This is a genomic window from Blastococcus sp. SYSU D00868, assembly GCF_054050575.1.
The window spans coordinates 1-21,833 of record NZ_JBJGZO010000046.1; the positions used below are offsets into that span (position 1 = coordinate 1).

A 21,833-nucleotide genomic window follows, 5' to 3' on the forward strand; every position below is an offset into this window, starting at 1 on the left:
CGCGTCCTCCCTCACGTCCCACGGTGAGGGAGGACGCGCCACGATCAGGTCACCTGATCCCGGCGGTTCCGCGTCGGCGCGGCTGGGCAGCCCCCGGACCGTGGCGGAGCGGGCGTTGCGGGCACCGGCGTGGCTCGAGGAGCTGGTCCGCACCACTCCCCCGGCGGTGCCGTGGCCGGACGTCGTCCGCTTCGCCGTGACCGTGCCGATGCCGCTTGCGGTCGCCGTCCTGGTGGCCGGCGGCGTCGAGCCCGGGCCCGAGTTCGGCGCCGGCGTCTTCGGCACCACCGGGGCCCTGGCCGCCTGCCTCGCGCCGATGGGCGGCCCGCTGCGCGACCGGCTGCGGCGGACGGCGGCGGCCACCGGCTTCGGCGCCGTGGGGCTGGTGGTCGGGCAGTACGCCAGCGGCGGCGGCTGGCTGCCCGTGCTGGTGATCGCGCTGGTGTCGGCGGCGGCCGCGCTGGTCAGCGCCGTGAACGCCGCCCTGTCGCTGGGCGCGCTGCAGCTGCTGGTCTACACCGCCCTGGCCTCGGGCCTGGTCACGCCGCTGTCGGCGGCCGCCGAGGTCGGCTTCTTCTTCTGCGGCGCGGCCTGGGCCACGCTCACCACGCTCGTGCAGGCGGCGACCGAGCGCGGCGACCCCGACCGCGGCGCCGTCGCGGCGGTGTTCACCCGCATCGGCGAGCTGCTCGCCGCCGCCGGCACCGAGGACACCGACGAGGCCCGCCGGAGCCTGACCGCCGCGCTGAACGCCGCCTACGACCGGGTCATCCGCAGCCGCAGCTCCACCGCCGGGCGCAGCCGCGAGCTCTCGGAGCTGGCCGGGGTGCTCAACGCGGCGGCGCCCCTGGTGGAGGGCACGGTGGCCACCGTCCGGGCCGGGGTGCCGGCCGACCCGCAGGACGTGACCGCGGTGCACGCGCTGGCCGCCGCCGTGACCGGCGACCGCGAGCTGCCCGCCGACCGCCCCCCGCCGCTGGAGGAGGGGCCGCCGACCCGGCGGGCGGTCCGGCACGGCCTGCGGCTGGCGTGGAACGTCGTCGGCGACCCCGAGGAGCGGGCCGGCGCGGCCGTCGAGCTGCCGGAGCTGGACTGGCACACCCGCCTGCGCGACGTCGCCGACCGCACCGTGGCCAGCCCGGACAGCCGCGCGTTCGCCGTGCGGCTGGCGCTGTGCATGACCATCGCCGAGGTCGCCCGGCAGCTGCTGCCGCTGGACCGCCCCTACTGGGTGCTGCTGACCGTCGCGATCGTGCTCAAGCCCGACTTCGGCTCGGTGTTCACCCGGGCGGTGCAGCGCGGGGCCGGCACCCTGCTCGGGGTCCTCATCGGCTCGCTGCTGCTGGCCGTCGTGCCGCGCGACGCCTGGGTGCTGGTCGCGATGGCCGTGTTCGCCGGCCTGCTGCCGTGGGCGCGCGCCGCGAACTTCGGGATGTTCTCCGTCTTCCAGACGCCGGTGATCATCCTGCTGCTGGACCTGGCGATGTCCGGCGGCGCCGGGCTGGTCGCCGCGCGGATGGTGGACACCCTGGTGGGCTGCGCGATCGTCCTGGTCTTCGGCTACGCGCTGTGGCCGCAGACCTGGCGCGCGCCGCTGGACGAGGCGCTGCGCGACGCGGCCACCGCGCTGGACGCCTTCGTCGAGGCGGCGTTCACCGGCGACGCCGCGCAGATCCGGCGCGCCCGCCGGCGCACCTACCGCGCCCTGACCGAGGTGCAGGCCCAGCTGCAGCGGCGGCTGGCCGAGCCGCCGCCGATCAGCACCCGCGCCGCGGCCTGGTGGCCGGTGATCGTGCAGCTGGAGCGGACGTCGGACGCCGTCACCGAGGCCGTCATCGCGATCCGCACCGGGGCGCCCGAGCCCGACCTCGCCCAGGTCGCCGTGCTGCGCCGGGCCATCCGTCAGCTGGAGGACGACGTCCGCGCCCACCGCACCCCCGACGACGCCGAGATCCTCGCGGACGGCGTCCTCGCCCCGGTGGCCCGCGAGGTGGACGCCGCCCGCCGGCTGGTCCGCGACGCCGCCCCCTGACCGGGCCGGGATCAGCTCCCCTGATCGTGGAGCGTCCTCCCTCACCGCAGACGGTGAGGGAGGACACCGCGTGATCAGGGGACCTGATCGTCGCGGCGCCGGTTGCTGCCCGGCCGGCGCGGGAAGGGAGGGGCGCGTGCCCCTCCCACCCGGCGTCCACGCCCCCGTCCCCGGCCCGCCCGGCCCGCCGCCGGCGGGCTCCCGCACCGTCCGCACAGACGACGGCGTGGACCTGCACGTGGAGGTCGACGGCCACGACACCGCCGGGCTCACCGTCGTGTTCTGCCACGGCTTCACCGCCCGGCTGGCCGAGTTCGACGTGCACCGCCCCGCGCTGCGCGACCGGGTCCGGCTGGTGTTCTGGGACCAGCGCGGGCACGGCCGCTCCGGCTGGACCCGGCTGACCGCGGCCACGATCGACCGCACCGGCCGCGACCTCGGCCAGGTGCTCGACGCCGTCGTCCCGGAGGGGCCGGTGGTGCTGGCCGGGCACTCGATGGGCGGGATGAGCATCATGGCGCTGGCCCGCCAGCGGCCCGAGCTGTTCGGTCCGCGGGTGGTCGGCGCGTTCCTGCTCGCCACGTCGTCCGGCGGGCTGGTGAGCACCGGCGTCCTCGGCCGGTGGGTCACCGCGGTCCGCCGGCTGCACCTGCTCGGGCTCTGGCTGCGCGGCCTGCAGCTGCTCGCGCCGCTGCTCGAGCGGTTCCGCCGCCGCGGGACGGCGGTCGGCCGCTGGTTCACCCGCCGCTACCTGTTCGGCCGCGACGACGCCGACCCCGCCGACGTCCGGCTCGTGCAGGACCTGCTGGAGGAGACGCCCTACACCGTCACGCTCGCGTTCTGGGCGACGTTCCTCGAGCACGACGAGACCGCGGCGCTGTCCGTCCTCGGCCGGGTGCCGACCACCGTCGTGGCGGCCACCGACGACCGGCTGACCCCCGTCGGGCACGGCCGCCGGCTCGCGGAGCTGCTGGGGGACGACGCCGAGCTGGTGGTCGTCCCCGGCGCCGGGCACAGCGTCAACCTGACCCGCACCGACGTGGTCGACGCCGCGCTCGCCGGGCTGCTCGACCGGGTCGGGGACCGGCTCCGCGACGACCGCCGGGCGGGGTGACCGACGCCACGGCCGCGGAGCCCAGAACCTGGTCGGCGGAGGCTCGTTGCTCCGATTGCGGCGGCCGGGGATCAGGGGTTGGCTCGCCGCACACCCGACGACGCGTGGATGTCCCCGCCCGGGCAGCGGCGGGGACGACGAGGAGCTGATCGTGGACCGCATGAGCCCGACGGACGCCGGTTTCTACTTCGCGGAGAGCGAGAACACCCCGCTGCACGTGGGGTCGGTCGCCGTCTTCGAGGGCCCGGCGCCCAGCTACGGCGACGTCATCCGGCTGCTGCTCAGCAAGCTGCCGCTGGTCCCCCGCTACCGGCAGCGGGTGCGCCCGGTGCCGTTCCAGCTGGGCCGGCCGCTGTGGGTCGACGACCCGCACTTCCAGATCCTCTACCACGTGCGGCACACCGCGGTGCCGGGCCCGGGAAGCGACGAGCAGCTGCGCAACCTGGCCGGCCGGGTGCTCGGCCAGCGGCTGGACCTGGCCAAGCCGCTGTGGGAGCTGTGGCTGGTCGAGGGCCTGGAGAACGGCCGGTGGGCGATCATCTCCAAGGTCCACCACTGCATGATCGACGGCGTCGCCGGCACCGACCTGATGCAGCTGATGTTCGACCTCACCCCGGACGCCACCCACCCCGAGCCGCAGGACTGGACGCCGCAGCGCAGCCCGTCGGGCGTCGAGGTCGTCGCCGGCGCCGTGCAGGACGCGCTCACCCAGCCGCTGCGCCAGATCGCCGCCGGCGAGGGCGGCAGCGGGATCGGCGGGCTGGCCCGGACCCTGATGGGCACCACGCGCTCGGTGGCCAAGACGCTGCCCACCGTGGCCCGGCAGCTGACCACGCCGATCGCCCGCTCGCTGTCCGGCCCGATCGGCCCGCACCGGCGGTGGGCGTGGACCGAGGCCGAGTTCGACGAGCTCAAGCCCATCCGCACCGCGCTCGGCGGCACGGTGAACGACGTCGTCCTCGCGTCCATCACCACCGGCTTCCGGGACCTGCTCGAGCGGCGCGGCTCCCTGCGCGACGGGCTGGTGGTCCGCTCGATGGTGCCGGTGTCCATGCGGCAGGAGCACGAGCGCGGCAAGCTCGACAACCGCATCTCGGCCGTCTTCGTCGACCTGCCGGTCGGCGAGCCGGACCCGGTCGCCCGGCTGGAGTCGGTGCGCCGCCAGATGGACGAGTACAAGCAGATGCTGCAGCTGGTCGACGCCCGGTCGATCATCGCGATGGGCGACTTCGTCGCGCCCACGCTGCTCTCGCTCGGGGTGCGGGCGGCCCTGGGCGCCAGCCAGTTCTACTCGCAGGCGGTCACCACGAACGTGCCCGGCCCGCGGATCCCGCTGTACGTGCTCGGCCGGCGGATGTGCTCGGCGCACGCCTACGTGCCCATCGCCGGCGGCACCCGGGTCTCGATCGGCATCTTCAGCTACCTGAACACGATGACGTTCGGGATCAACGCCGACTTCGACGGGTTCCCCGACATCGACGTGCTGGCCGGCGGCATCCGGCGCGGCATCGACGAGCTGAAGGTGGCCGCCGGGACGGCGACGCCGCAGGAGACCGCCGAGGCGCAGCCGGCGCCGAAGCGGCGCAAGGCGGCCGCGCGCTGAGCCGGTGTGGCGGCCGCCGACGCGGGTAGCGGGGTCAGGTGGCTGACAGCGGGGGCACCGAGACCGACCTGACCGTGGCCGTGACCGGCCCGACCGGCACGTTCGGGGCGGGGCTGGTGCCCCTGCTCCAGGACGACGACCGGGTCGCGCGGGTGGTCGGCATCGCCCGCCGGCCCTTCGACCCGGCCGCCCGCGGCTGGACGAAGCTGGAGTACCGGCGCGGGGACGTCCGCGACCCCGACGCGCTGGCCGAGGCGTTCGCCGGCGCCGACGTCGTCGTCCACCTGGCGTTCCTGATCACCGGGAACGCGTCCCGGCAGACCGCCCGGGCGATCAACGTGGACGGCACGCTGAACGCCTTCCGCGCCGCCGCGGCCGCGGGAGCCCGCCGGTTCGTCTACGCCTCCTCCGTCGCCGCCTACGGCTTCCACCCCGACACCCCGGATCGGGTCACGGAGGACTGGCCGGTGCGCCCGGCGTCCCGGCTGTTCTACGCCCGGGAGAAGGCCGAGCTCGAGCAACTGCTGGCGGCCGAGGCGGTGCACGCCCCGGACATGGCGCTGTACCTGCTGCGGCCGCCGGTGGTGGTCGGGCCGAACGTGGTCGGCGCCAAGGACGTGCTGCCCGGCCCGCTGGCCCCGCTCGGCCGCGCGCTGTTCGGCCGGCCGCGGCGGCTGCCGGTCCCCGTGCCGGTCGCCGTCCCGGCGCTGCCGCTGCAGCTGGTCCACGAGGACGACGTCGGCCGCGCCCTGCAGCTGTGCGTGGTCGCCGCCGGCCCGCCCGGGGCCTACAACGTCGCCGGGGACGGCGTGCTCACGGCCGCCGACGTCGCCCGCGAGTTCGGCGCGGTCCCGGTGCCGCTGCCGGCCCGGCCGGCGCAGGCGGCGGCCCGGGCGGTGGCCGCGCTGCCGTTCCTGCCGCCGGTGGCCGAGTGGGTGGAGGCGGTCAGCCGCCCGGTGATCATGGACACCGCCAAGGCCCGCGAGCAGCTGGGCTGGACGCCCCGGTTCAGCGGCGTCGAGGCGCTGCGGGACACCCTCGACCGGGGGTGACCCCTTCCACCAGCGGACGCCGGACCGGCAGGCTCGGCGCCGCCGGTCGTCCCCCGGCTCCGGCGGGCCGGGGGCGGCACAGGTGCAGCACAGGCAACTGTCCGGGGGACCCCGGGGAGAGGTGCACATGACCCCGCTCGTGGACATCGACGTCCCGCAGATCGTGCTCACCGACGTCGACAGCGAGGTGGAGCGGCGGCTGGTCGCCGACGCGCTGCCGACCGGCGACGACCGGACCACCGTCGTCCCGCTGCGCGGTGCGGCCCTGGCCGGACCGCTGGCCCAGGCCTCCCCCGAGACCGTGGTGACGGCGGTCCGCGTCGCCTGGCAGCCGCGCCGGCCGGGGACCGCGTCCCCCGGACGCGGCCGCCGCAGCCGGCTGCAGGACGCCCGGCCCTCGCTGCTGCGCCGCCCGCCGGCCCCGCTGCAGGCCGCGGCGCTGCGCCGCGACCCGGAGCGGGCCCGGGTGGTCGTCGCCGAGCCGGCCACCGTGGCCGAGCTGACCCGGCGCTGGGACGGCACCGGCGACCTGGCCGCCTTCGTCGCCCACCAGGCCGCCCTCGCCCTGGACCGGGCCGAGCGGCAGGTGGTGGGCGACCGGGCGAAGGTCCCGCGGCACGTCGCCGAGGCGATCGAGCACAGCCCGGAGTTCCGCGCGGAGGTCGCGGCCCTGGCCGAACGGCTGGAGCGCCCGGAGCGCGAGGTCGCCGCCGAGGCGGTCGCGGACCTGCACGGCCTCGTGGCGGCGATGGACCCCGTCGCCGTCGAGCTGTTCACCGGGCTGCTGCGGCCGGTGCACTCCCGCGCGTGGGACGTGCAGGTCGACGCCGCCCGGCTCGACGGGCTGCGCGAGCTCAACCGCCGCCACCCGCTGGTGTTCCTGCCCAGCCACCGCTCCTACGTCGACCCGCTGGTGCTCGCCGACGTCCTGGCCGCCCACGACTTCCCGCGCAACCACGTGCTCGGCGGGGAGAACCTGCGCTTCTGGCCGGTCGGCCCGGTCGCCAAGCGCGCCGGGCTGGTCTTCATCCGGCGCAGCTTCGGCGACGACCAGGTCTACAAGCTCGCCGTCCGCGAGTACTTCGCCTTCCTGCTGGCCAAGCGGTTCAACCTCGAGTGGTACCTGGAGGGCGGCCGCAGCCGCACCGGCAAGCTGCGCCCGCCGCGGCACGGCCTGCTGCGCTACGTGGCCGACGCCGTCGAGCGCCGCCGGGTGGAGGACGCCTACGTCGTCCCCGTGTCGATCACATACGACCAGCTGCGCGAGGTCACCGGGATGGCCGCCGAGCAGGGCGGCGCGGCCAAGCGCGGCGAGGGGCTGTCCTGGATGGCCTCCTACATCCGCGAGCAGGTCCGCACACCGCTGGGCACCGTGCACGTCGGGTTCGCCGAGCCGATCTCGCTGGCCGCCGCGCTGCGCGGCGGCGCCGACCCGGCCGACCCGGATGCCCGCCGGCTGACCCTGCAGAAGGTCGCCTTCCAGGTCGCCGTCGGCATCAACTCGGTCACCCCGGCCACGGCGACGGCACTGGTCACCCTCGCGCTGCTCGGCGTCCGCGACCGCGCGCTCACCCTGGCCCAGGTGCAGCGGGTCCTCCAGCCGCTGCTGGCCTACCTGACCGAGAGCGGGCGGCCGCACTCCGGCGCCGCGCTGCACACCGCGGGCGGTGTCCGGCGGGTGCTCACGGCCCTGGCCCAGCAGAGCGTCGTCACCGTCTACGAGGGCGGCGAGGAGCCGGTCTACTCGATCGAGCGCGGCCAGCACCTGGTCGCCGCGTTCTACCGCAACGGCGCCATCCACCACGTCGTCGACCGGGCGATCGCCGAGCTGGTGATGCTGCGCGACCCGGTCGACCGCTGGGACGAGGCGTTCCGGCTGCGGGACCTCCTCAAGTTCGAGTTCTTCTTCCCGGAGCGGGACGCCTACCGCGACCGGCTCACCGCCGAGCTCGAGCGGCTCGACCCGCAGTGGGAGACCGCCGACGGGCGGGAGGTGCTGTGCGGGGCGCCGCTGCTGCTGGCCCACCGCGTGCTGCGCTCGTTCGTCGACGCCCAGCTCGTCGTCGCCGAGCGGCTGGCCGCGCGCGATCCCCGGACGCCGGTCGTGCAGGCGGAGTTCCTGGCCGAGTGCAGCGGCGTGGGCCAGCAGATGCTGCTGCAGGGCCGGCTGCACGGCCCCGAGTCGCTGTCCCGGGAGCTGTTCGGGACGGCGCTGCAGCTGGCCGCCAACCTCGACCTGGTCGACCCCGGCCGCGAGGAGCTGGCCCGCCGCCGGCAGGAGTGGGCCGCCCAGGTCCGCGACGTCGTCGGCCGGGTCGCGGTGATCGACGAACTGGACGCCGCCGCGCGGCGGGAGAACGTGGGGGTGGAGCCGTGAGCGCCGGGCAGGAGCCGACGGACGGCGGGGCGGCACGCACGCTCGCCTGGACCGAGGAGCAGCTGATCGCCGACGTCGAGGCCGCCCCGCCCGGCCCGCGCACCGGCGCGTTCTTCGACTTCGACGGCACCGTCATCGACGGCTACTCGCTGGCCGCCTTCGCCCGGCACCACCTGCGCTCGCTGGAGGTGACCCCGCAGGCGCTGGGCCAGCTGCTGCTCAACGGCCTGCGCGGGGTCACCACCGAGCAGGACTTCGAGCGGTTCACCGTCACGGGCATGCGCGCCTGGGCCGGCCGCAGCGAGGACGAGCTGGCCGAACTGGGCGAGCGGCTGTTCGTGCAGGGCATCGCCGGCTCCCTGTTCCCCGAGGCGTGGCGGCTGGTCACCGCGCACCTGCAGGCCGGGCACACCGTCGTCCTGGCGTCGTCGGCCACCCGCTTCCAGGTGGAGCCGGCCGCCCGGGCCCTCGGTGTCGAGCACGTGCTGGTCTCCCCGGTCGAGATCGTCGACGGCGTGTGCACCGGCCGCCCCGGCGGCCCGCTGCTGTGGCGCACGGGCAAGGCCGCGGCCGTGCGCGCCTTCGCCGAGGAGCACGGCATCGACCTGGCGCAGAGCTACGCCTACTCCAACGGCGACGAGGACGTGCCCTTCCTGCGCACCGTCGGGCGGGCCCGCGCGCTCAACCCCGGCAGCGGGCTCGCCGCCGCCGCCCGCCACTACTCCTGGCCGGTGGCCCGGTTCCGCCGCCGCGGCCGCACCTCGGCCGCGGACCTCGCCCGCACCGTCGCCGGGGTGGGCGGCATGCTCGGCGGCTTCGCGACCGGCGTCGCGGTCGGCGCGCTCGGCGGCTCCCGGCGCGAGGCGGTCGACCTCGGCATCACGCTCGCCGGGGAGCTCGGCAGCGCGATCGCCGGGGTCCGGCTCGACGTCGAGGGCGCCGAGCACCTGGCCACCCGCCCGGCGGTCTTCCTGTTCAACCACCAGAGCCAGCTCGACGTCCTCGTGCTGGCCAAGCTGCTGCGGGGCGGCTTCACCGCCGTCGCGAAGAAGGAGCTGGAGCGGACGCCGGGCTTCGGGCTGGCGTTCCGCCTGGCCGACGTCGCCTTCGTCGACCGGGCCGACTCCGGGCAGGCCCGCCAGGCACTGGAGCCCGCGGTGCAGCGGCTGCGCGAGGGGATCTCGCTGGTGATCGCGCCCGAGGGCACCCGGTCGGTCACCCCGACCCTCGGCCCGTTCAAGAAGGGCGCCTTCCACGTCGCGCGGCAGGCCGGCGTCCCGGTCGTGCCGATCGTGCTGCGCAACACCGGCGAGCTGATGTGGAAGGGCGCCACCACCGTCTCCCCCGGCGTCGTGCAGGTCCGCGTGCTGCCGCCGGTGCCGACCGAGGGCTGGACCGCCGAGGAGGTCGGCGACCGCGCCGCCGAGGTGCACGACATGTACCTGCGCACGCTGGCCGACTGGGGCGGCCGCGGCGAGCGGCCGGTGGTCAGCGAGGAGCCCACCGCCGGCCAGCACGTGCCCACCCCGGCCGCGCCGCTGGACTGGGGCAGCGCCCCGGACATGAACCCGCTGGAGACGGCGATGTGGCGGGCGGAGTCGGCCGATCCGCGGCTGCGCGCCAACGTCTCCCTGCTGGAGCTGCTCGAGCCCGCCCCGGAGTGGGAGCGGCTGCGCGCGGCGCACGAGTGGGCCTCGCGGATGGTGCCGCGGATGCGCCAGCGGGTGGTCGAACCCGCCCTGGGCGTCGGCACGCCGCGGTGGGTGACCGTGGAGGAGCTGGACCTCGACGCGCACGTGCACCGGGTGCGGCTCGACCCGCCCGGGTCCATGCGGCAGCTCCTCGACGTCGTCGGGGAGTTCGTCTCCGCGCCGCTGGACCGCACCCGCCCGCTGTGGGAGGTGCTGCTGGTCGAGGGCCTGGCCGACGGCCGGGCCGGCTACGTGGTCAAGACCCACCACAGCACGACCGACGGCCTGGGCGCCGTCCAGCTGATGGGGAAGCTGCACAGCCGCACCGCCGAGCGCGACCCGGTGCGGCCCGAGCCGCCGGTGCCGCTGCCCGACGACGGCGTCTCCCGCACCGCCCTGCTCACCGAGCGGCTGGTCGGCACGGCCCGGTCGGCGCCGCTGGAGCTGCTGCGCCGCGGCGTGGACGCGCTCGCCGCCGGCCGGCCGCGGGACGTCGTCGCCTCCGCGCTGGACTCGGCCCGCTCGGCCGGCCGCACGCTGACCCCGCCCGGGCCGGGCTCGACGCTGCTGGCCACCCGCGGCGGCGACTGGCACCTCGAGGTGCTGGAGGTGCCGCTGGCCGACCTGAAGGCCGGGGCGAAGGCCGCCGGCGGCTCGCTCAACGACGGCTTCCTCGCGGCGATGGTCGGGGGCTTCCGCCGCTACCACGAGCGGCACGGAGCCCCGCTGGGCACGCTGGCCGTGGGCATCCCGATCAGCCTGCGCACCCAGGACGCCCCCGAGGGGGGCAACCGGTTCACCGGCGCCCGCTTCCCCGCCCCGCTCGACCAGGCCGACCCCGCCGACCGGATCCGCACCATCCGCGAGTTCGTGCTCTCGGTGCGCAGCGACAGCAGCTCCGGCGTGCTCAACGACCTGCTCGCCCCCACGCTGAGCTGGCTGCCGGCGCCGGTGATCGGCGCCGTCTCGGGGCGGCTGACCAGCGCGAACGACGTCCAGCTGTCGAACGTGCCGGGCGTCTCCCACCCCGTCTACATCGCCGGGTCGCGGATCACCCGGATGTTCCCGTTCGGCCCGCTGCCCGGCTGCGCCGCCATGATCACGCTGCTGTCCCACGAGGGGCAGTGCTGCATCGGCGTCAACGTCGACTCCGCAGCGGTGACCGACCCGGACGGTCTGGTGGCCGACCTGCAGGCGGGGCTGGACGAGGTCGTGGCGCTCGGGAGGGGCTGAGCCGGGCGAGGGTCAGCCCAGGGCGGGGTCGACGAGCACCTTGAGCGCGCTCCGGGTGCCCGTCCGCAGCTGCTCCATCGTCCCGGGCAGCTCGTCGAGGGCGATGACGTCGCTGACCATGAGCTCCGCGCGCAGCCGGCCGGCGTCGAAGGCGCGGGCGGTCTCCACGAACTCGTCGACGGTGTAGCTCAGCGGGAAGACGACGGTCGCCTCCTTGAACGCGCAGAGCGCGGGGACGACGGCCTCGGCGGCCATGCACATGCCCATCGAGACGACGGTGCCGCCGCGTCCGACCAGCTCGATCGCCCGGGCCACCATGCCCTCCTTGCCGACGCACTCCGCGACGACGTCGACCGGGCCGCCCAGGAGGGCGTCGAGCTCCGCCGGGTCGTCCTCGGCCGTGCTGTGGAAGGCATCGGCCCCCACGGCCATCGCCACCTCCCGCCGGTGCGCCGAGCGGGAGGCGACCACGACCCGGCCGGCGCCGATCCGCCGCGCCCAGTGCACCGCCGACAGCGCCATGGAGCCCGCGCCGAGCACGAGGACCCGGTCGCCGGCGCGCAGCCGGCCGCGGCGCAGCGCGTGCAGGCCGCACGCCATCGGCTCGACCAGCGCGCCGTCGGCCGGGCCGAGCGTGCGGGGCAGCGCGATCGCGCCGGCCGCGGGGACGGCGGCGAGCTCGGCGAAGCCCGCCGCCCCGCCGCGGGGCGCGGCGCAGGTGAGGGCGTAGCCGGACGCGCAGCCGGGGCAGCCGCCGCACGGGGTGACCGGCAGGCAGGCCACCAGCTCGCCGATCCGCGCCCGGTCGACCCCGGCGCCGACCGCGACGACCTCCCCGGCGAACTCGTGCCCGAACGGCCCCGGCCCGTAGGTGAGCAGCGAGTCCGAGGTCATGGCGAGGTCCGTGCCGCAGATGCCCGCCCGCCCGACCCGCACGAGGACGTCACCGGGCCCGGGCTCCGGGTCGGGCAGCCGCTCCACGCGGATCGGCTCCCCCGGCCGGTCGAAGACGGCTGCGCGCACGTGCACCCTCCACGGTGAGGCCGGTGTGCGGGACGCCGGTCACCCCACCACGCCCGGCCCGCCCACGGAATCCCCCCGCCACCTCGCCGGAGCGCCCAGTCCCGCGGGGGGTCAGCCGCGGGGCGCCGGCTCCCGCTCGCCCGAGGGGACCAGGCCGGTGTCGCGCAGCCAGTCCAGCACGTGCCCGGCGGTCACCTCGGGCACCTGCAGCTGCGGCACGTGGCCGACGTCGGCGAGCTCGACGTAGCGCCAGTCCGGATGGCGGGCGGCGATGTCGCGCGCCGCGGCCACGGAGACCAGGCGGTCCCGGTCGCCGTGCAGCAGCAGCACCGGCCCGGCGATCGAGGCCATGGCCTCGCGGTAGCGGCGCGGGTCGGCCAGGACCCACAGCAGCGACCGGGCGGCGGCCAGGAACGCCTTGTCCATGCCGGCGACGTCGCGCCGCTCCTGCAGCAGCGTCACCGACCGGTCGATCACCTCCGCGGGGACGGCGTCGGGGTCCACGCCGCACAGGTGCAGCAGCTCCCGCACCCGGGCCCGCGGCGTCTTGCGCAGCCGGTTCAGCCACAGGACCCGCTCGGCCAGGAACGGGACGGCGTAGACGGCGAACTGCGCCGCCACGACGGGGTCGAGGGCGCGCCGGGGGCCGGGCACGGCCGGGTCGAGCAGCACCGTGCCGCGCACCCGCTGCGGCGACCGCGCCGCCTCGAACAGCGAGATCATCCCGCCCATCGAGTTGCCCACCAGCACCGCCGGGCCCCCGACCACCTCGCGCAGGAAGCGGTCGAGCACCAGCACGTTGGCCGGCACGCTGGCCCGCCGCTCCCCCGGCTCGCTGCGACCGAACCCGGGCAGGTCGAGGGCCAGCACGCGGGCGTGCGGCGTCAGCAGCGGCGCCAGCAGGTCCCAGTTGAGGTGCGAGCCGCCCAGCCCGTGCACCAGCACCAGAGTGGGGCCCTCCTCGGCGCCGCCGAAGTCCACGTAGTGCACCGGGCCGTCGAGCTCCACGGTCAGGGAGCGTCCGGGGACCTGCGTCTCGTCCACCCGCCCACCGTGGCACGCCCCCGCGCGCGCTGCCCGACCGGGTCGCGGGACGGGTGGGACGCGTGGGACGACTCTGTGTCGGTCGCCACAGCGGGCTGCCGAGAACACGGATGTGTCTCGGCGGGTGTGCCCGCCGTCCCGCCATGGGTAACGGGCGGGTGACCAACGCCGGTCGACGAGGAGGAACCCGTGGCACGACAGCGAGGTGGCGGCCCCGCGCTCCCGCTCTACCTGAGCGAGCCGGGCCGGGCGGTGGCCGACTACGGCCTGTACCTGGCCGCGCGACCGCTCCTGCAGGCGCTGCCCTCCGGCGACGGCCACCCCGTCCTCGTGCTCCCCGGCCTGCTGGCCGACGACACGTCCACGCGGACGCTGCGGGCGACCCTGCGGCGGCTGGACTACCGCGTCCACGGCTGGCGGCTGGGCCGCAACATCGGGCCGACGCCGACGTGCGTGGACGGCCTGCGCCGGCGCCTGGACGACCTGGCCGACCGCTACGGCCGCCCGGTGAGCCTGATCGGCTGGAGCCTCGGCGGGATCTTCGCCCGCGAGCTGGCCCGCGCGACGCCCGACTCGGTCCGGCAGGTCGTCACGATGGGCAGCCCGTTCCGGCTGACCTGCGAGTCGCAGACCCGCGCCGCGCGGGTGTTCAACCGGTTCTCGCACCTGCACGTGGACTCGGTGTCGTTCCCGCTGGAGAGCGAGTGCACCCCGCTGCCGGTGCCCGCGACGTCGATCTACTCGCACGCCGACGGGATCGTGCACTGGCAGACCTGCCTGGAGACGCCGGGGCCGCGCGCGGAGAACATCGCCGTGCACGCCAGCCACCTCGGGCTCGGCCACCACCCGGCGGTCGTCTACGCCGTCGCCGACCGGCTCGCCCAGCCCGAGGGCACGTGGCGGCCCTTCCGGGCGCCGGGGCTGCTGCGCCCGGTCTTCCCGCGCCCGGACGTGCCGGAGGCGTCGTCCCCGCTGGCCGCCCACGCGGCCTGAGCGGGGTCGGACCTCACTTGAGATAGATCTCCTGCACGATCGAGGCGACGTGCCGGCCGGCGCCGTCGTACGCCGAGCCGAGCGCGACGCCGCGGCCGTACGCCGTCGACAGCGGCTGCGAGGTGAGCACGAACCACTCGTCGGCCCGCAGCGGCCGGTGGAACCACATCGTGTGGTTGACCGTCGTCGTCGCCACGGTGCCGGGGCCGCCCTCGCCGTCCGGGCCGCCGGCGTGCAGCCCCGCCGCGGTGATCGCGACGGTCGGCACCGCCATGTCCGAGACCAGGGTCAGCGCCGCCGCGTGCCAGACCGCCGCGTCGGGCAGCGGGTCCGCGGCGCGGTACCAGGCCTCGACGTCGGTGGAGGTCGTGCCGTTGGCGCTGCCGGTCGCGTCGACGGACTCGATGCCGAAGCCGCGGTCGGGGCGCACCTCGAGGTCCCCGGCGGCGACGGCGTCGGCGGGGAAGCGGTACGCGGCGGGCACGGAGTACTCCGGGCCGGCGTCCCGGGTGCGCTGGAACGACGCCTCCACGGTCACCACGGTGCGCCCGCCCTGCCGGGCGACGACGCGGCGGCTGGTGAGGGCGCGGCCGTCCTTGACCCGCTCGACGGCGAACACGATCGGCTCCCCGGCCCGCCCGCGCTGCGGGAACTCGCCGTGCAGGTGGTGCACCGCGTAGTCGTCGGGGACCGTCGCGTCCGCCGCCAGCAGCGCCTGGACCAGCAGCGCGCCGCCGAACAGCGTCTCCCGCGCCAGCGGGGAGGCGCCGGAGACGCCGAACCGGTCGTCGCCGAGCGGCTCCACGCCGAGGGCGGCCACCACCCCGGAGAGCACCTGATCCACCGCACACCTCGCACGTCGACGTCGGGAATCGCCGGCGCCGACACCGAGGTGCGGGCGGGACCGGGGGTGGGCGCGGCCGGGATCGAACCGGCGACCGCTCGCTTGTAAGGCGAGAGCTCTCCCGCTGAGCTACGCGCCCCGCGCCCCCACAGTAAGGGGGCGGTGGAGTCGGAGGAGTGCGGGAACCGCACTCTTCCGACTCCGCTCAGGCGGCGAGCTGGGCGACCGCGTCCTTCCAGCCGGTCTGCTGGCGCGCGTCGCCGGGCTGGTTCACCTCGGCGAAGCGGACGACGCCCTCGGCGTCGAGGAGGAAGGTGCCGCGCACCGCCATGCCGGCCTTCTCGTTGAAGACGCCGTAGGCCTGGGCCGTGGAGCCGTGCGGCCAGAAGTCCGACAGCAGCGGGAAGGGCAGCCCCTGCTGCTCCTTGAACGCCTTGAGGCTGAACACCGGGTCGGTGCTGATGGCCACGACCTGCACGCCGGCGCCGGTGTAGTCGGCGAGCTCGTCGCGCAGCTGGCACAGCTCCCCGGTGCAGATGCCGGAGAAGGCGAAGGGGTAGAAGACGACGAGCACCGGCTTCCCCCGCAGCTCGGCGAGGGAGACCACCTGCTTGTCCTGGTCGGGGAGGCTGAACTCGGGCGCGCGGTCACCGACGGAGAGGCTCATGCGCCGCATCGTGCCGCACGCCCCGTCGCGGCCCGGGACGCGGGTGGGGTCAGCGGCGGGTGCGCGCGGCCTTCGGGGTGACCAGCCGGATGCCGGACCACTCCTTGGCCGCGGAGATGCTGCTGGTCTGCTGCAGGCCGGCGGTGGGGGCGACCTCGGTGACGTCGCCGGGCTCGACGTGGCCCGGCCGCCCCGACTTGGGCACCAGCAGCCACACGACGCCGTCGTCGGCCAGCGAGGTCAGCGCGTCGGTGAGGGCGTCGAACAGGTCGCCGTCGTCCTCCCGCCACCAGAGGAGGACGACGTCGGCGACCTCGTCGGTGTCCTCGTCGACCATCTCGCTGCCGGAGACCTCGACGATGGAGTCGCGCAGGTCCTCGTCGGCGTCCTCGTCCCAGCCGAGCTCCTGCACGACCATGCCCGGCTTGATGCCCAGCCGGGCCGCCATGCCGGCGCTGCCCGAGTCGACGCTCATCCCTGCTGTTCCTCCATGGGTGTGCTGACGGGGGACCCTGGGGCCCGGCGCCCCCCCCCCGCCGGCGCGGCGGCCCGGGGGGACGGGGCGGAAACCAACCGCCGGTCGGGTCACCCCTTCCATGTTAATACAACACAAAACTCCCTCGGTCCGCTGTGGACCCGGGTGTTCGGGCCACGTGGGCGGAAGCGTAGGGCATGCCATGTCAAGCGCAAGGTCAGACGCGAGCGCTCCGCGGCGGTCCGCAGGCGAGACGGGCGGCGACACGGCGGCGACACGGCGGCATCCCGTCAGATGGGCCCGTGCGTGACGGCGACGGCCGCGCGGCGGGAGGATGGACGCATGAGCGCACCGCAGCAGCCGGGCGGCGACCCCGCCCGTGACGGAGGCCAGCCCCGCTCCATCATCACGAGCGGCCTGCCCAGCCAGCTGATCGACACCGATCCCGAGGAGACCCAGGAGTGGGTCGACTCCCTCGACGCCGTCGTCGACCACGCCGGCCGGGGCCGGGCCCGCTACCTGATGCTCCGGATGCTGGAGCGCAGCCGCGAGCAGCAGGTGGGCGTGCCCTCCCTGCGCAGCACCGACTACATCAACACGATCCCGCCCGAGCGCGAGCCGTGGTTCCCCGGCGACGAGCACGTCGAGCGCCGCATCCGCGCCTACATCCGGTGGAACGCCGCGATCATGGTGCACCGGGCCCAGCGGCCGGGCATCGGCGTGGGCGGGCACATCTCCTCCTACGCCTCCTCCGCCTCGCTGTACGAGGTCGGCTTCAACCACTTCTTCCGCGGCAAGGACCACCCCAGCGGCGGCGACCAGATCTGGTTCCAGGGGCACGCCTCCCCCGGCATCTACGCCCGCGCGTTCCTCGAGGGCCGGCTCACCGAGCAGCAGCTCGACGGCTTCCGGCAGGAGGTCAGCCACCCCGGCGGCGGGCTGTCGTCCTACCCGCACCCGCGGCTGATGCCGGACTTCTGGGAGTTCCCCACCGTCTCGATGGGCCTGGGCCCGCTCAACGCGATCTACCAGGCGCGGTTCAACCGCTACCTGCACGGCCGCGGCATCAAGGACACCTCCGACCAGCACGTGTGGGCCTTCCTCGGCGACGGCGAGATGGACGAGCCGGAGTCGCTGGGCGCCATCGGTTTGGCCGCCCGCGAGGAGCTGGACAACCTCACCTTCGTCGTCAACTGCAACCTGCAGCGGCTGGACGGCCCGGTGCGGGGCAACGGCAAGGTGATCCAGGAGCTGGAGTCGTTCTTCCGCGGCGCCGGCTGGAACGTGATCAAGGTGATCTGGGGCCGGGAGTGGGACCCGCTGCTGGCCGCCGACCGCGACGGCGCGCTGGTCAACATCATGAACTCCACGCCCGACGGCGACTACCAGACCTACAAGGCCGAGGACGGCGCGTTCGTCCGCGAGCACTTCTTCGGGAAGGACCCGCGGACCCGCAAGCTCGTGGAGAACATGAGCGACAAGGAGGTCTGGGACCTCTCCCGCGGCGGGCACGACTACCGCAAGGTCTACGCGGCGTTCAAGGCCGCGGTGGAGCACAAGGGCCAGCCCACGGTCATCCTCGCCAAGACCATCAAGGGCTGGACGCTGGGCAGCCACTTCGAGGGGCGCAACTCCACCCACCAGATGAAGAAGCTGACCGCGGAGGACCTGGCGGCCTTCCGCGACCGGCTCTACCTGGACATCCCCGACTCGGCGCTGGACAAGACCCTGCCGCCCTACTACAGGCCCGACCCGGACTCCGACGAGATGCAGTACATGCTCGAGCGGCGCCGGGCCCTGGGCGGGGCGGTCCCCCGCCGCCGGGCGGAGTTCAAGACGCTCAAGGCGCCCGAGGACAAGGCGCTCGACGTGCTGCGCCGCGGCTCCGGCAAGCAGGAGGTCGCCACGACGATGGCGTTCGTCCGGCTGCTCAAGGAGCTGCTCAAGGACTCCGAGCTCGGCCCGCGGTTCGTGCCGATCATCCCGGACGAGGCCCGCACCTTCGGCCTGGACTCGCTGTTCTCGTCGCACAAGATCTACAACCCGGCGGGGCAGCGCTACACCTCGGTGGACCGCGAGCTGATGCTGGCCTACAAGGAGTCCGAGCAGGGCGTGATCCTGCACGAGGGCATCAACGAGGCCGGCTCCACGGCGTCGTTCACCGCCGTCGGCACGTCGTACTCCACCCACGGCGAGCCGATGATCCCGATCTACATCTTCTACTCGATGTTCGGGTTCCAGCGGACCGGCGACGGGTTCTGGGCCGCGGCCGACCAAATGACGCGCGGCTTCGTGCTCGGCGCCACCGCCGGGCGGACGACGCTCAACGGCGAGGGCCTGCAGCACGAGGACGGGCACTCGCTGCTGCTCGCGCACACCAACCCGGCGGTGGTCTCCTACGACCCGGCCTTCTCCTACGAGGTCGCCCACATCACCCGCGACGCGCTGGTGCGGATGTACGGCGAGGACCCGGGCGCGCCGCTGGGCGGGCACCGGTCGCCGGACGTCATGTACTACCTGACGGTCTACAACGAGCCGTTCGCGCAGCCGGCCGAGCCCGAGGACCTCGACGTCCAGGGCCTGCTGGCCGGCATGTACCGCTACGCCCCCGGCCAGGGGGACGGCCCGAAGGCGCAGCTGCTGGCCTCCGGCGTCGCGGTGCCGTGGGCGCTGCGGGCGCAGGAGCTGCTGCGCGAGGACTGGGGCGTGTCGGCCGACGTGTGGTCGGTGACCTCGTGGAACGAGCTGCGCCGGCAGGCCGACGAGTGCGAGGAGTGGAACCTGCTGCACCCGGGCGAGGAGGTGCGGGTGCCCTACGTGACCCAGCGCCTGAGCGACGCCCCCGGCCCGGTCGTCGCGGTGTCGGACTGGATGAAGGCGGTCCCCGACCTCATCGCGCCCTTCGTCCCGGGCGGCATGTCGACGCTGGGCACCGACGGGTTCGGCCTGTCCGACACCCGCCCGGCGCTGCGCCGGCACTTCCACGTCGACGCCGAGACGATCGTCGTCCGCACCCTGGCGACGCTGGCGCGGCGGGGCGAGGTGGACGGCGACGTCGTCCGCCAGGCGGTGGAGAACTACCGGGTCCGCGACGTGCAGGCCGCCCCGGCCGAGGAGCGCACCGACCCCAGCCCGGCGACCTGAGGAAGGACCTCCCCGCCCCCCACCGCTCGCACGCTCGCGGCGGGCTCCTGCGGGGAGGCCGACCGGCTGGGCCCGTCCCCTCGGGCCCAGCCGGTCACATGGGGAGCGCGCGCAGCGCCATCGCCGCGTGCAGGGCCGCGCCGGCCGGCAGCGGCGCCTCGTCGAACACCGCCAGGTTGGAGTGGTTCGGCGGCGCCTCGTCCGCGTCGACGCCGGGCGGGCGGGCGCCGATCCACGCCATCGCGCCGGGCACCCGCTCCAGCACGTAGGAGAAGTCCTCGGCGCCCATGAGCGGCTCGGCCATCGGGGGCACGGCGTCGGCCCCGAGCAGCTCGGCGGCGGTCTCGGCGACCCGCGCGGCGACGCCGGGGTCGTTGGCGGTCACCGGGTAGCCGGGCTCGTGCACGAACTCCGCCGGCAGGTCGTGCGCGGCGGCCACCAGCTCGGCGACCCGCCGGACCGACTCGACGACGTCGGCGCGGCGGCCGGGCGACAGGGTGCGGATCGTCCCCTCGAGGAACGCGCTGTCGGGGATGACGTTGTTCGTCGAGCCGGCGGTGATGTGCGCGACCGTCACGACCGCCGGGTCGGTGACCGGCACCCGCCGGGTCACCATCGACTGCAGCGCGAGCACGATCTCCGCGGCCACCGGGACCGGGTCGCGGGTGCGGGCCGGCTCGGAGGCGTGCCCGCCGCGGCCGTGCAGCGTCAGCCGCCACTGGTCGGCGGCGGCCATGATCGGTCCGGGGCGCACGTGCACGGTGCCACCGGCCAGCGACGACGAGGCGTGCAGCGCGAACGCCCCGGACACCGGCGCCTGCGGGACGGCGTCGAGCAGCCCCTCCTCGAGCATGTACCGCGCGCCGTGGAAGCCCTCCTCCCCCGGCTGCACCATGAGCACGACCTGCCCGGCGATCAGGTCCCGGCGCTCGGCCAGCAGGCGGGCCGCGCCGACCAGCATCGCCACGTGCGTGTCGTGCCCGCAGGCGTGCATGACGCCGGGCACCTCGGAGGCGAACGGCAGCCCGGTGTCCTCCTGCACGGGCAGAGCGTCCATGTCGGCGCGGAGCAGGAACGTCGGCCCGGGCCGGGCGCCGCGCAACACGCCGACCACCGACGTCGTGGTGCGGCCGGTGGTCAGCTCGACCGGCAGCTCCCCCAGCGCCTCCAGGACGGCGGCCTGCGTCCGCGGCAGGTGCAGGCCGATCTCGGGCTGGCGGTGCAGGCGGCGGCGCAGGTCGATCGTCCGGTCGGCGTCGGCCTCGGCGGCGGCGAGCAGCTCGGCGGGTGTGGACACGGGTCTCACTCTGCCCAGACCGCGTCGGCCCATGCGGGCCGGCCGGCGTCCAGCCGCCACACGACCCAGGGGCCGCCCTCCGGCCCGCCGACCCCCGCCGGCTCCGTCCCGACGGCCAGCCGCAGGCCCTCCGGCGCCGGGCCGGTGCCCAGCCACAGCCGGGCGTCCGGCCGGCCGAGGTCGACCCAGCCGGCGGCCCCGGTCACCACCTCGTGCGCGGGCGGGGCGGCCGGCGCGGCGGTGCGCAGGTAGCACTGCAGCACGCGGGCGCCGTCGTCCCCGGCCACCTCGTCGTGCGCCAGCCCGGTCCCGGCCCGCAGGACGGCGACGTCGCCGGCGCCCAGCACCGCGCCGTCGCCCCACCGGTGGCGCAGCGACCCGGCGAGCACGACCGCGACGACGTCGACCGCCCGGTGCTCGTGGGAGCCGTAGCCCGCGCCGGGGGCGAGCCGGTCGTCGGCGACCCGCAGCAGCGGGCCGAGCGAGCCGTCGGTGTTCTCCAGCAGGACGCGCGAGTCCAGTCCGGTCACGGCCGCTCCTCCCCCGGGGCGAGCGCGGCGGGCCCGCCGGGCAGCCCGCCGGCCAGCAGCGCGAGGCCGAGCGACCAGGCGACGCCCAGCGCCCAGCCGCCCAGCACGTCGGAGAGGAAGTGCACGCCCAGCCACATCCGGGTCAGCCCGACCAGGACGACGAGCAGCACCCCGGCCACGAGCGCGAGCCGGCGGGCGCCGGCGGCCAGGCGCGGCCAGGCCAGCACCAGCGCCACGGTGACCAGGGTGGCGATGCCCGAGGAGTGGCCGCTCGGGTAGCTCAGCCCCCCGTACTCCAGCCCGCCGCCGTCGAAGGCCGGGCGGGCGCGGCCGACCAGCTCCTTGAGCCCGCTGGTCAGCGGCCCCACGAGGACGACCGCCGGGAGCACCCAGGCCAGCGGGCGCCACTCCCGCCGCAGCGCCAGCCACAGCAGCACCGGCAGGAAGACCAGGCCGCGGAACCACGCCGTCCCGGGGGCGGTGAGCACCTCCAGCAGCCCGTCGAGCCCGGCGGAGCGGTCGTCCCCGGCGTACAGCGCCCGGCTGACGGCGCCGTCCAGCCGGACCTGCGGGTCGGCGTCGGCGAGCACGCCGGCGCCCAGCACGACGAGGACGGCGATCCCCGCGAGGACCGCGGTCAGGGCCCGGCGGCCGGTCCGCGCCGGGACGCCGGTGGGGAGCGACTGCACCGCCCCACTCTCCCCGACCCCCGCC

Annotated in this window: 16 protein-coding genes and 1 tRNA gene; 8 read left to right on the forward strand and 9 right to left on the reverse strand. The window is 75.9% G+C overall.

Annotated elements, in window-relative coordinates:
- Positions 1-115: 115 nt before the first annotated feature.
- From ACI79F_RS23390 to ACI79F_RS23415, 6 genes are all read left to right on the forward strand, one after another.
- A complete protein-coding gene (locus ACI79F_RS23390; RefSeq protein ID WP_456547520.1) occupies positions 116-2,032 on the forward strand; it encodes an FUSC family protein in 1,917 nt (638 codons plus the stop codon).
- Positions 2,033-2,168: 136 nt separating this feature from the next.
- Positions 2,169-3,146: an alpha/beta fold hydrolase gene (locus ACI79F_RS23395; protein ID WP_456547521.1), complete on the forward strand. Its 978-nt coding sequence runs from the start codon at positions 2,169-2,171 to the stop codon at positions 3,144-3,146.
- A 160-nt stretch (positions 3,147-3,306) separates the two neighbouring features.
- On the forward strand, positions 3,307-4,749 hold the full coding sequence (locus ACI79F_RS23400; RefSeq protein WP_456547522.1) for a WS/DGAT/MGAT family O-acyltransferase: 1,443 nt from the start codon (positions 3,307-3,309) through the stop codon (positions 4,747-4,749).
- Between the two features lie 38 nt (positions 4,750-4,787).
- Complete coding sequence (locus tag ACI79F_RS23405) at positions 4,788-5,801, forward strand: NAD-dependent epimerase/dehydratase family protein (RefSeq protein ID WP_456547523.1); 1,014 nt, start codon at positions 4,788-4,790, stop codon at positions 5,799-5,801.
- 127 nt (positions 5,802-5,928) lie between these two features.
- Positions 5,929-8,178 carry a glycerol-3-phosphate 1-O-acyltransferase gene (locus ACI79F_RS23410; protein WP_456547524.1) on the forward strand — a complete coding sequence of 750 codons (2,250 nt, stop codon included), beginning with the start codon at positions 5,929-5,931 and terminating at the stop codon, positions 8,176-8,178.
- Positions 8,175-11,102, forward strand: coding sequence for a wax ester/triacylglycerol synthase family O-acyltransferase (locus ACI79F_RS23415; RefSeq protein ID WP_456547525.1), 2,928 nt, complete (start codon positions 8,175-8,177; stop codon positions 11,100-11,102). The genes ACI79F_RS23410 and ACI79F_RS23415 overlap by 4 nt, the downstream gene beginning before the upstream one ends.
- Before the next feature lie 12 nt (positions 11,103-11,114).
- Here the strand turns inward: ACI79F_RS23415 and ACI79F_RS23420 are convergent, their stop codons facing one another.
- Together ACI79F_RS23420 and ACI79F_RS23425 are read right to left on the reverse strand one after the other, a co-directional pair.
- Positions 11,115-12,125 carry a zinc-dependent alcohol dehydrogenase gene (locus tag ACI79F_RS23420; protein ID WP_456547526.1) on the reverse strand — a complete coding sequence of 337 codons (1,011 nt, stop codon included), beginning with the start codon at positions 12,123-12,125 and terminating at the stop codon, positions 11,115-11,117.
- 111 nt (positions 12,126-12,236) lie between these two features.
- On the reverse strand, positions 12,237-13,169 hold the full coding sequence (locus ACI79F_RS23425; protein WP_456547527.1) for an alpha/beta fold hydrolase: 933 nt from the start codon (positions 13,167-13,169) through the stop codon (positions 12,237-12,239).
- 189 nt (positions 13,170-13,358) lie between these two features.
- Here ACI79F_RS23425 and ACI79F_RS23430 point away from each other — a divergent pair, with 189 nt between their 5' ends.
- Positions 13,359-14,162, forward strand: a complete 804-nt coding sequence (locus ACI79F_RS23430; protein ID WP_456547528.1) for an esterase/lipase family protein — start codon at positions 13,359-13,361, stop codon at positions 14,160-14,162.
- Between the two features lie 13 nt (positions 14,163-14,175).
- Here the strand turns inward: ACI79F_RS23430 and ACI79F_RS23435 are convergent, their stop codons facing one another.
- From ACI79F_RS23435 to ACI79F_RS23450, 4 genes are all read right to left on the reverse strand, one after another.
- Positions 14,176-15,006, reverse strand: coding sequence for an acyl-CoA thioesterase (locus ACI79F_RS23435; RefSeq protein ID WP_456547529.1), 831 nt, complete (start codon positions 15,004-15,006; stop codon positions 14,176-14,178).
- Positions 15,007-15,073: 67 nt separating this feature from the next.
- Positions 15,074-15,145 (reverse strand) — tRNA-Val (locus ACI79F_RS23440).
- A gap of 66 nt (positions 15,146-15,211) precedes the next feature.
- Positions 15,212-15,673, reverse strand: a complete 462-nt coding sequence (locus tag ACI79F_RS23445; protein ID WP_456547530.1) for a peroxiredoxin — start codon at positions 15,671-15,673, stop codon at positions 15,212-15,214.
- Between the two features lie 49 nt (positions 15,674-15,722).
- Positions 15,723-16,148: a DUF3052 domain-containing protein gene (locus ACI79F_RS23450; protein WP_456547531.1), complete on the reverse strand. Its 426-nt coding sequence runs from the start codon at positions 16,146-16,148 to the stop codon at positions 15,723-15,725.
- Positions 16,149-16,490: 342 nt separating this feature from the next.
- Here ACI79F_RS23450 and aceE point away from each other — a divergent pair, with 342 nt between their 5' ends.
- A complete protein-coding gene (gene aceE / locus ACI79F_RS23455; protein ID WP_456547532.1) occupies positions 16,491-19,292 on the forward strand; it encodes a pyruvate dehydrogenase (acetyl-transferring), homodimeric type in 2,802 nt (933 codons plus the stop codon).
- A gap of 94 nt (positions 19,293-19,386) precedes the next feature.
- On the opposite strand, the gene ACI79F_RS23460 is transcribed toward aceE, so the two are convergent.
- Genes ACI79F_RS23460 through ACI79F_RS23470 form a run of 3 tightly spaced genes read right to left on the reverse strand, consistent with a single transcriptional unit; the run spans position 19,387 to position 21,808 of the window.
- On the reverse strand, positions 19,387-20,589 hold the full coding sequence (locus ACI79F_RS23460) for a M20 metallopeptidase family protein (protein ID WP_456547533.1): 1,203 nt from the start codon (positions 20,587-20,589) through the stop codon (positions 19,387-19,389).
- Between the two features lie 5 nt (positions 20,590-20,594).
- Positions 20,595-21,119 (reverse strand): pirin family protein, encoded by a 525-nt coding sequence (locus tag ACI79F_RS23465; protein ID WP_456547534.1) that lies wholly within the window; start codon positions 21,117-21,119, stop codon positions 20,595-20,597.
- Positions 21,116-21,808, reverse strand: coding sequence for a phosphatase PAP2 family protein (locus ACI79F_RS23470; protein WP_456547535.1), 693 nt, complete (start codon positions 21,806-21,808; stop codon positions 21,116-21,118). Before ACI79F_RS23470 ends, ACI79F_RS23465 begins: the two co-directional genes overlap by 4 nt.
- Between the last annotated feature and the right edge of the window lie 25 nt (positions 21,809-21,833).

Excerpts from the sequence above, each read along its gene's own strand:
- ACI79F_RS23400 (WP_456547522.1), top strand. The coding sequence starts at position 3,307 with ATGAGCCCGACGGACGCCGGTTTCTACTTCGCGGAGAGCGAGAACACC.
- ACI79F_RS23410 (WP_456547524.1), top strand. The coding sequence starts at position 5,929 with ATGACCCCGCTCGTGGACATCGACGTCCCGCAGATCGTGCTCACCGAC.
- ACI79F_RS23445 (WP_456547530.1), bottom strand. The coding sequence starts at position 15,673 with ATGAGCCTCTCCGTCGGTGACCGCGCGCCCGAGTTCAGCCTCCCCGAC.
- ACI79F_RS23450 (WP_456547531.1), bottom strand. The coding sequence starts at position 16,148 with ATGAGCGTCGACTCGGGCAGCGCCGGCATGGCGGCCCGGCTGGGCATC.
- aceE (WP_456547532.1), top strand. The coding sequence starts at position 16,491 with ATGAGCGCACCGCAGCAGCCGGGCGGCGACCCCGCCCGTGACGGAGGC.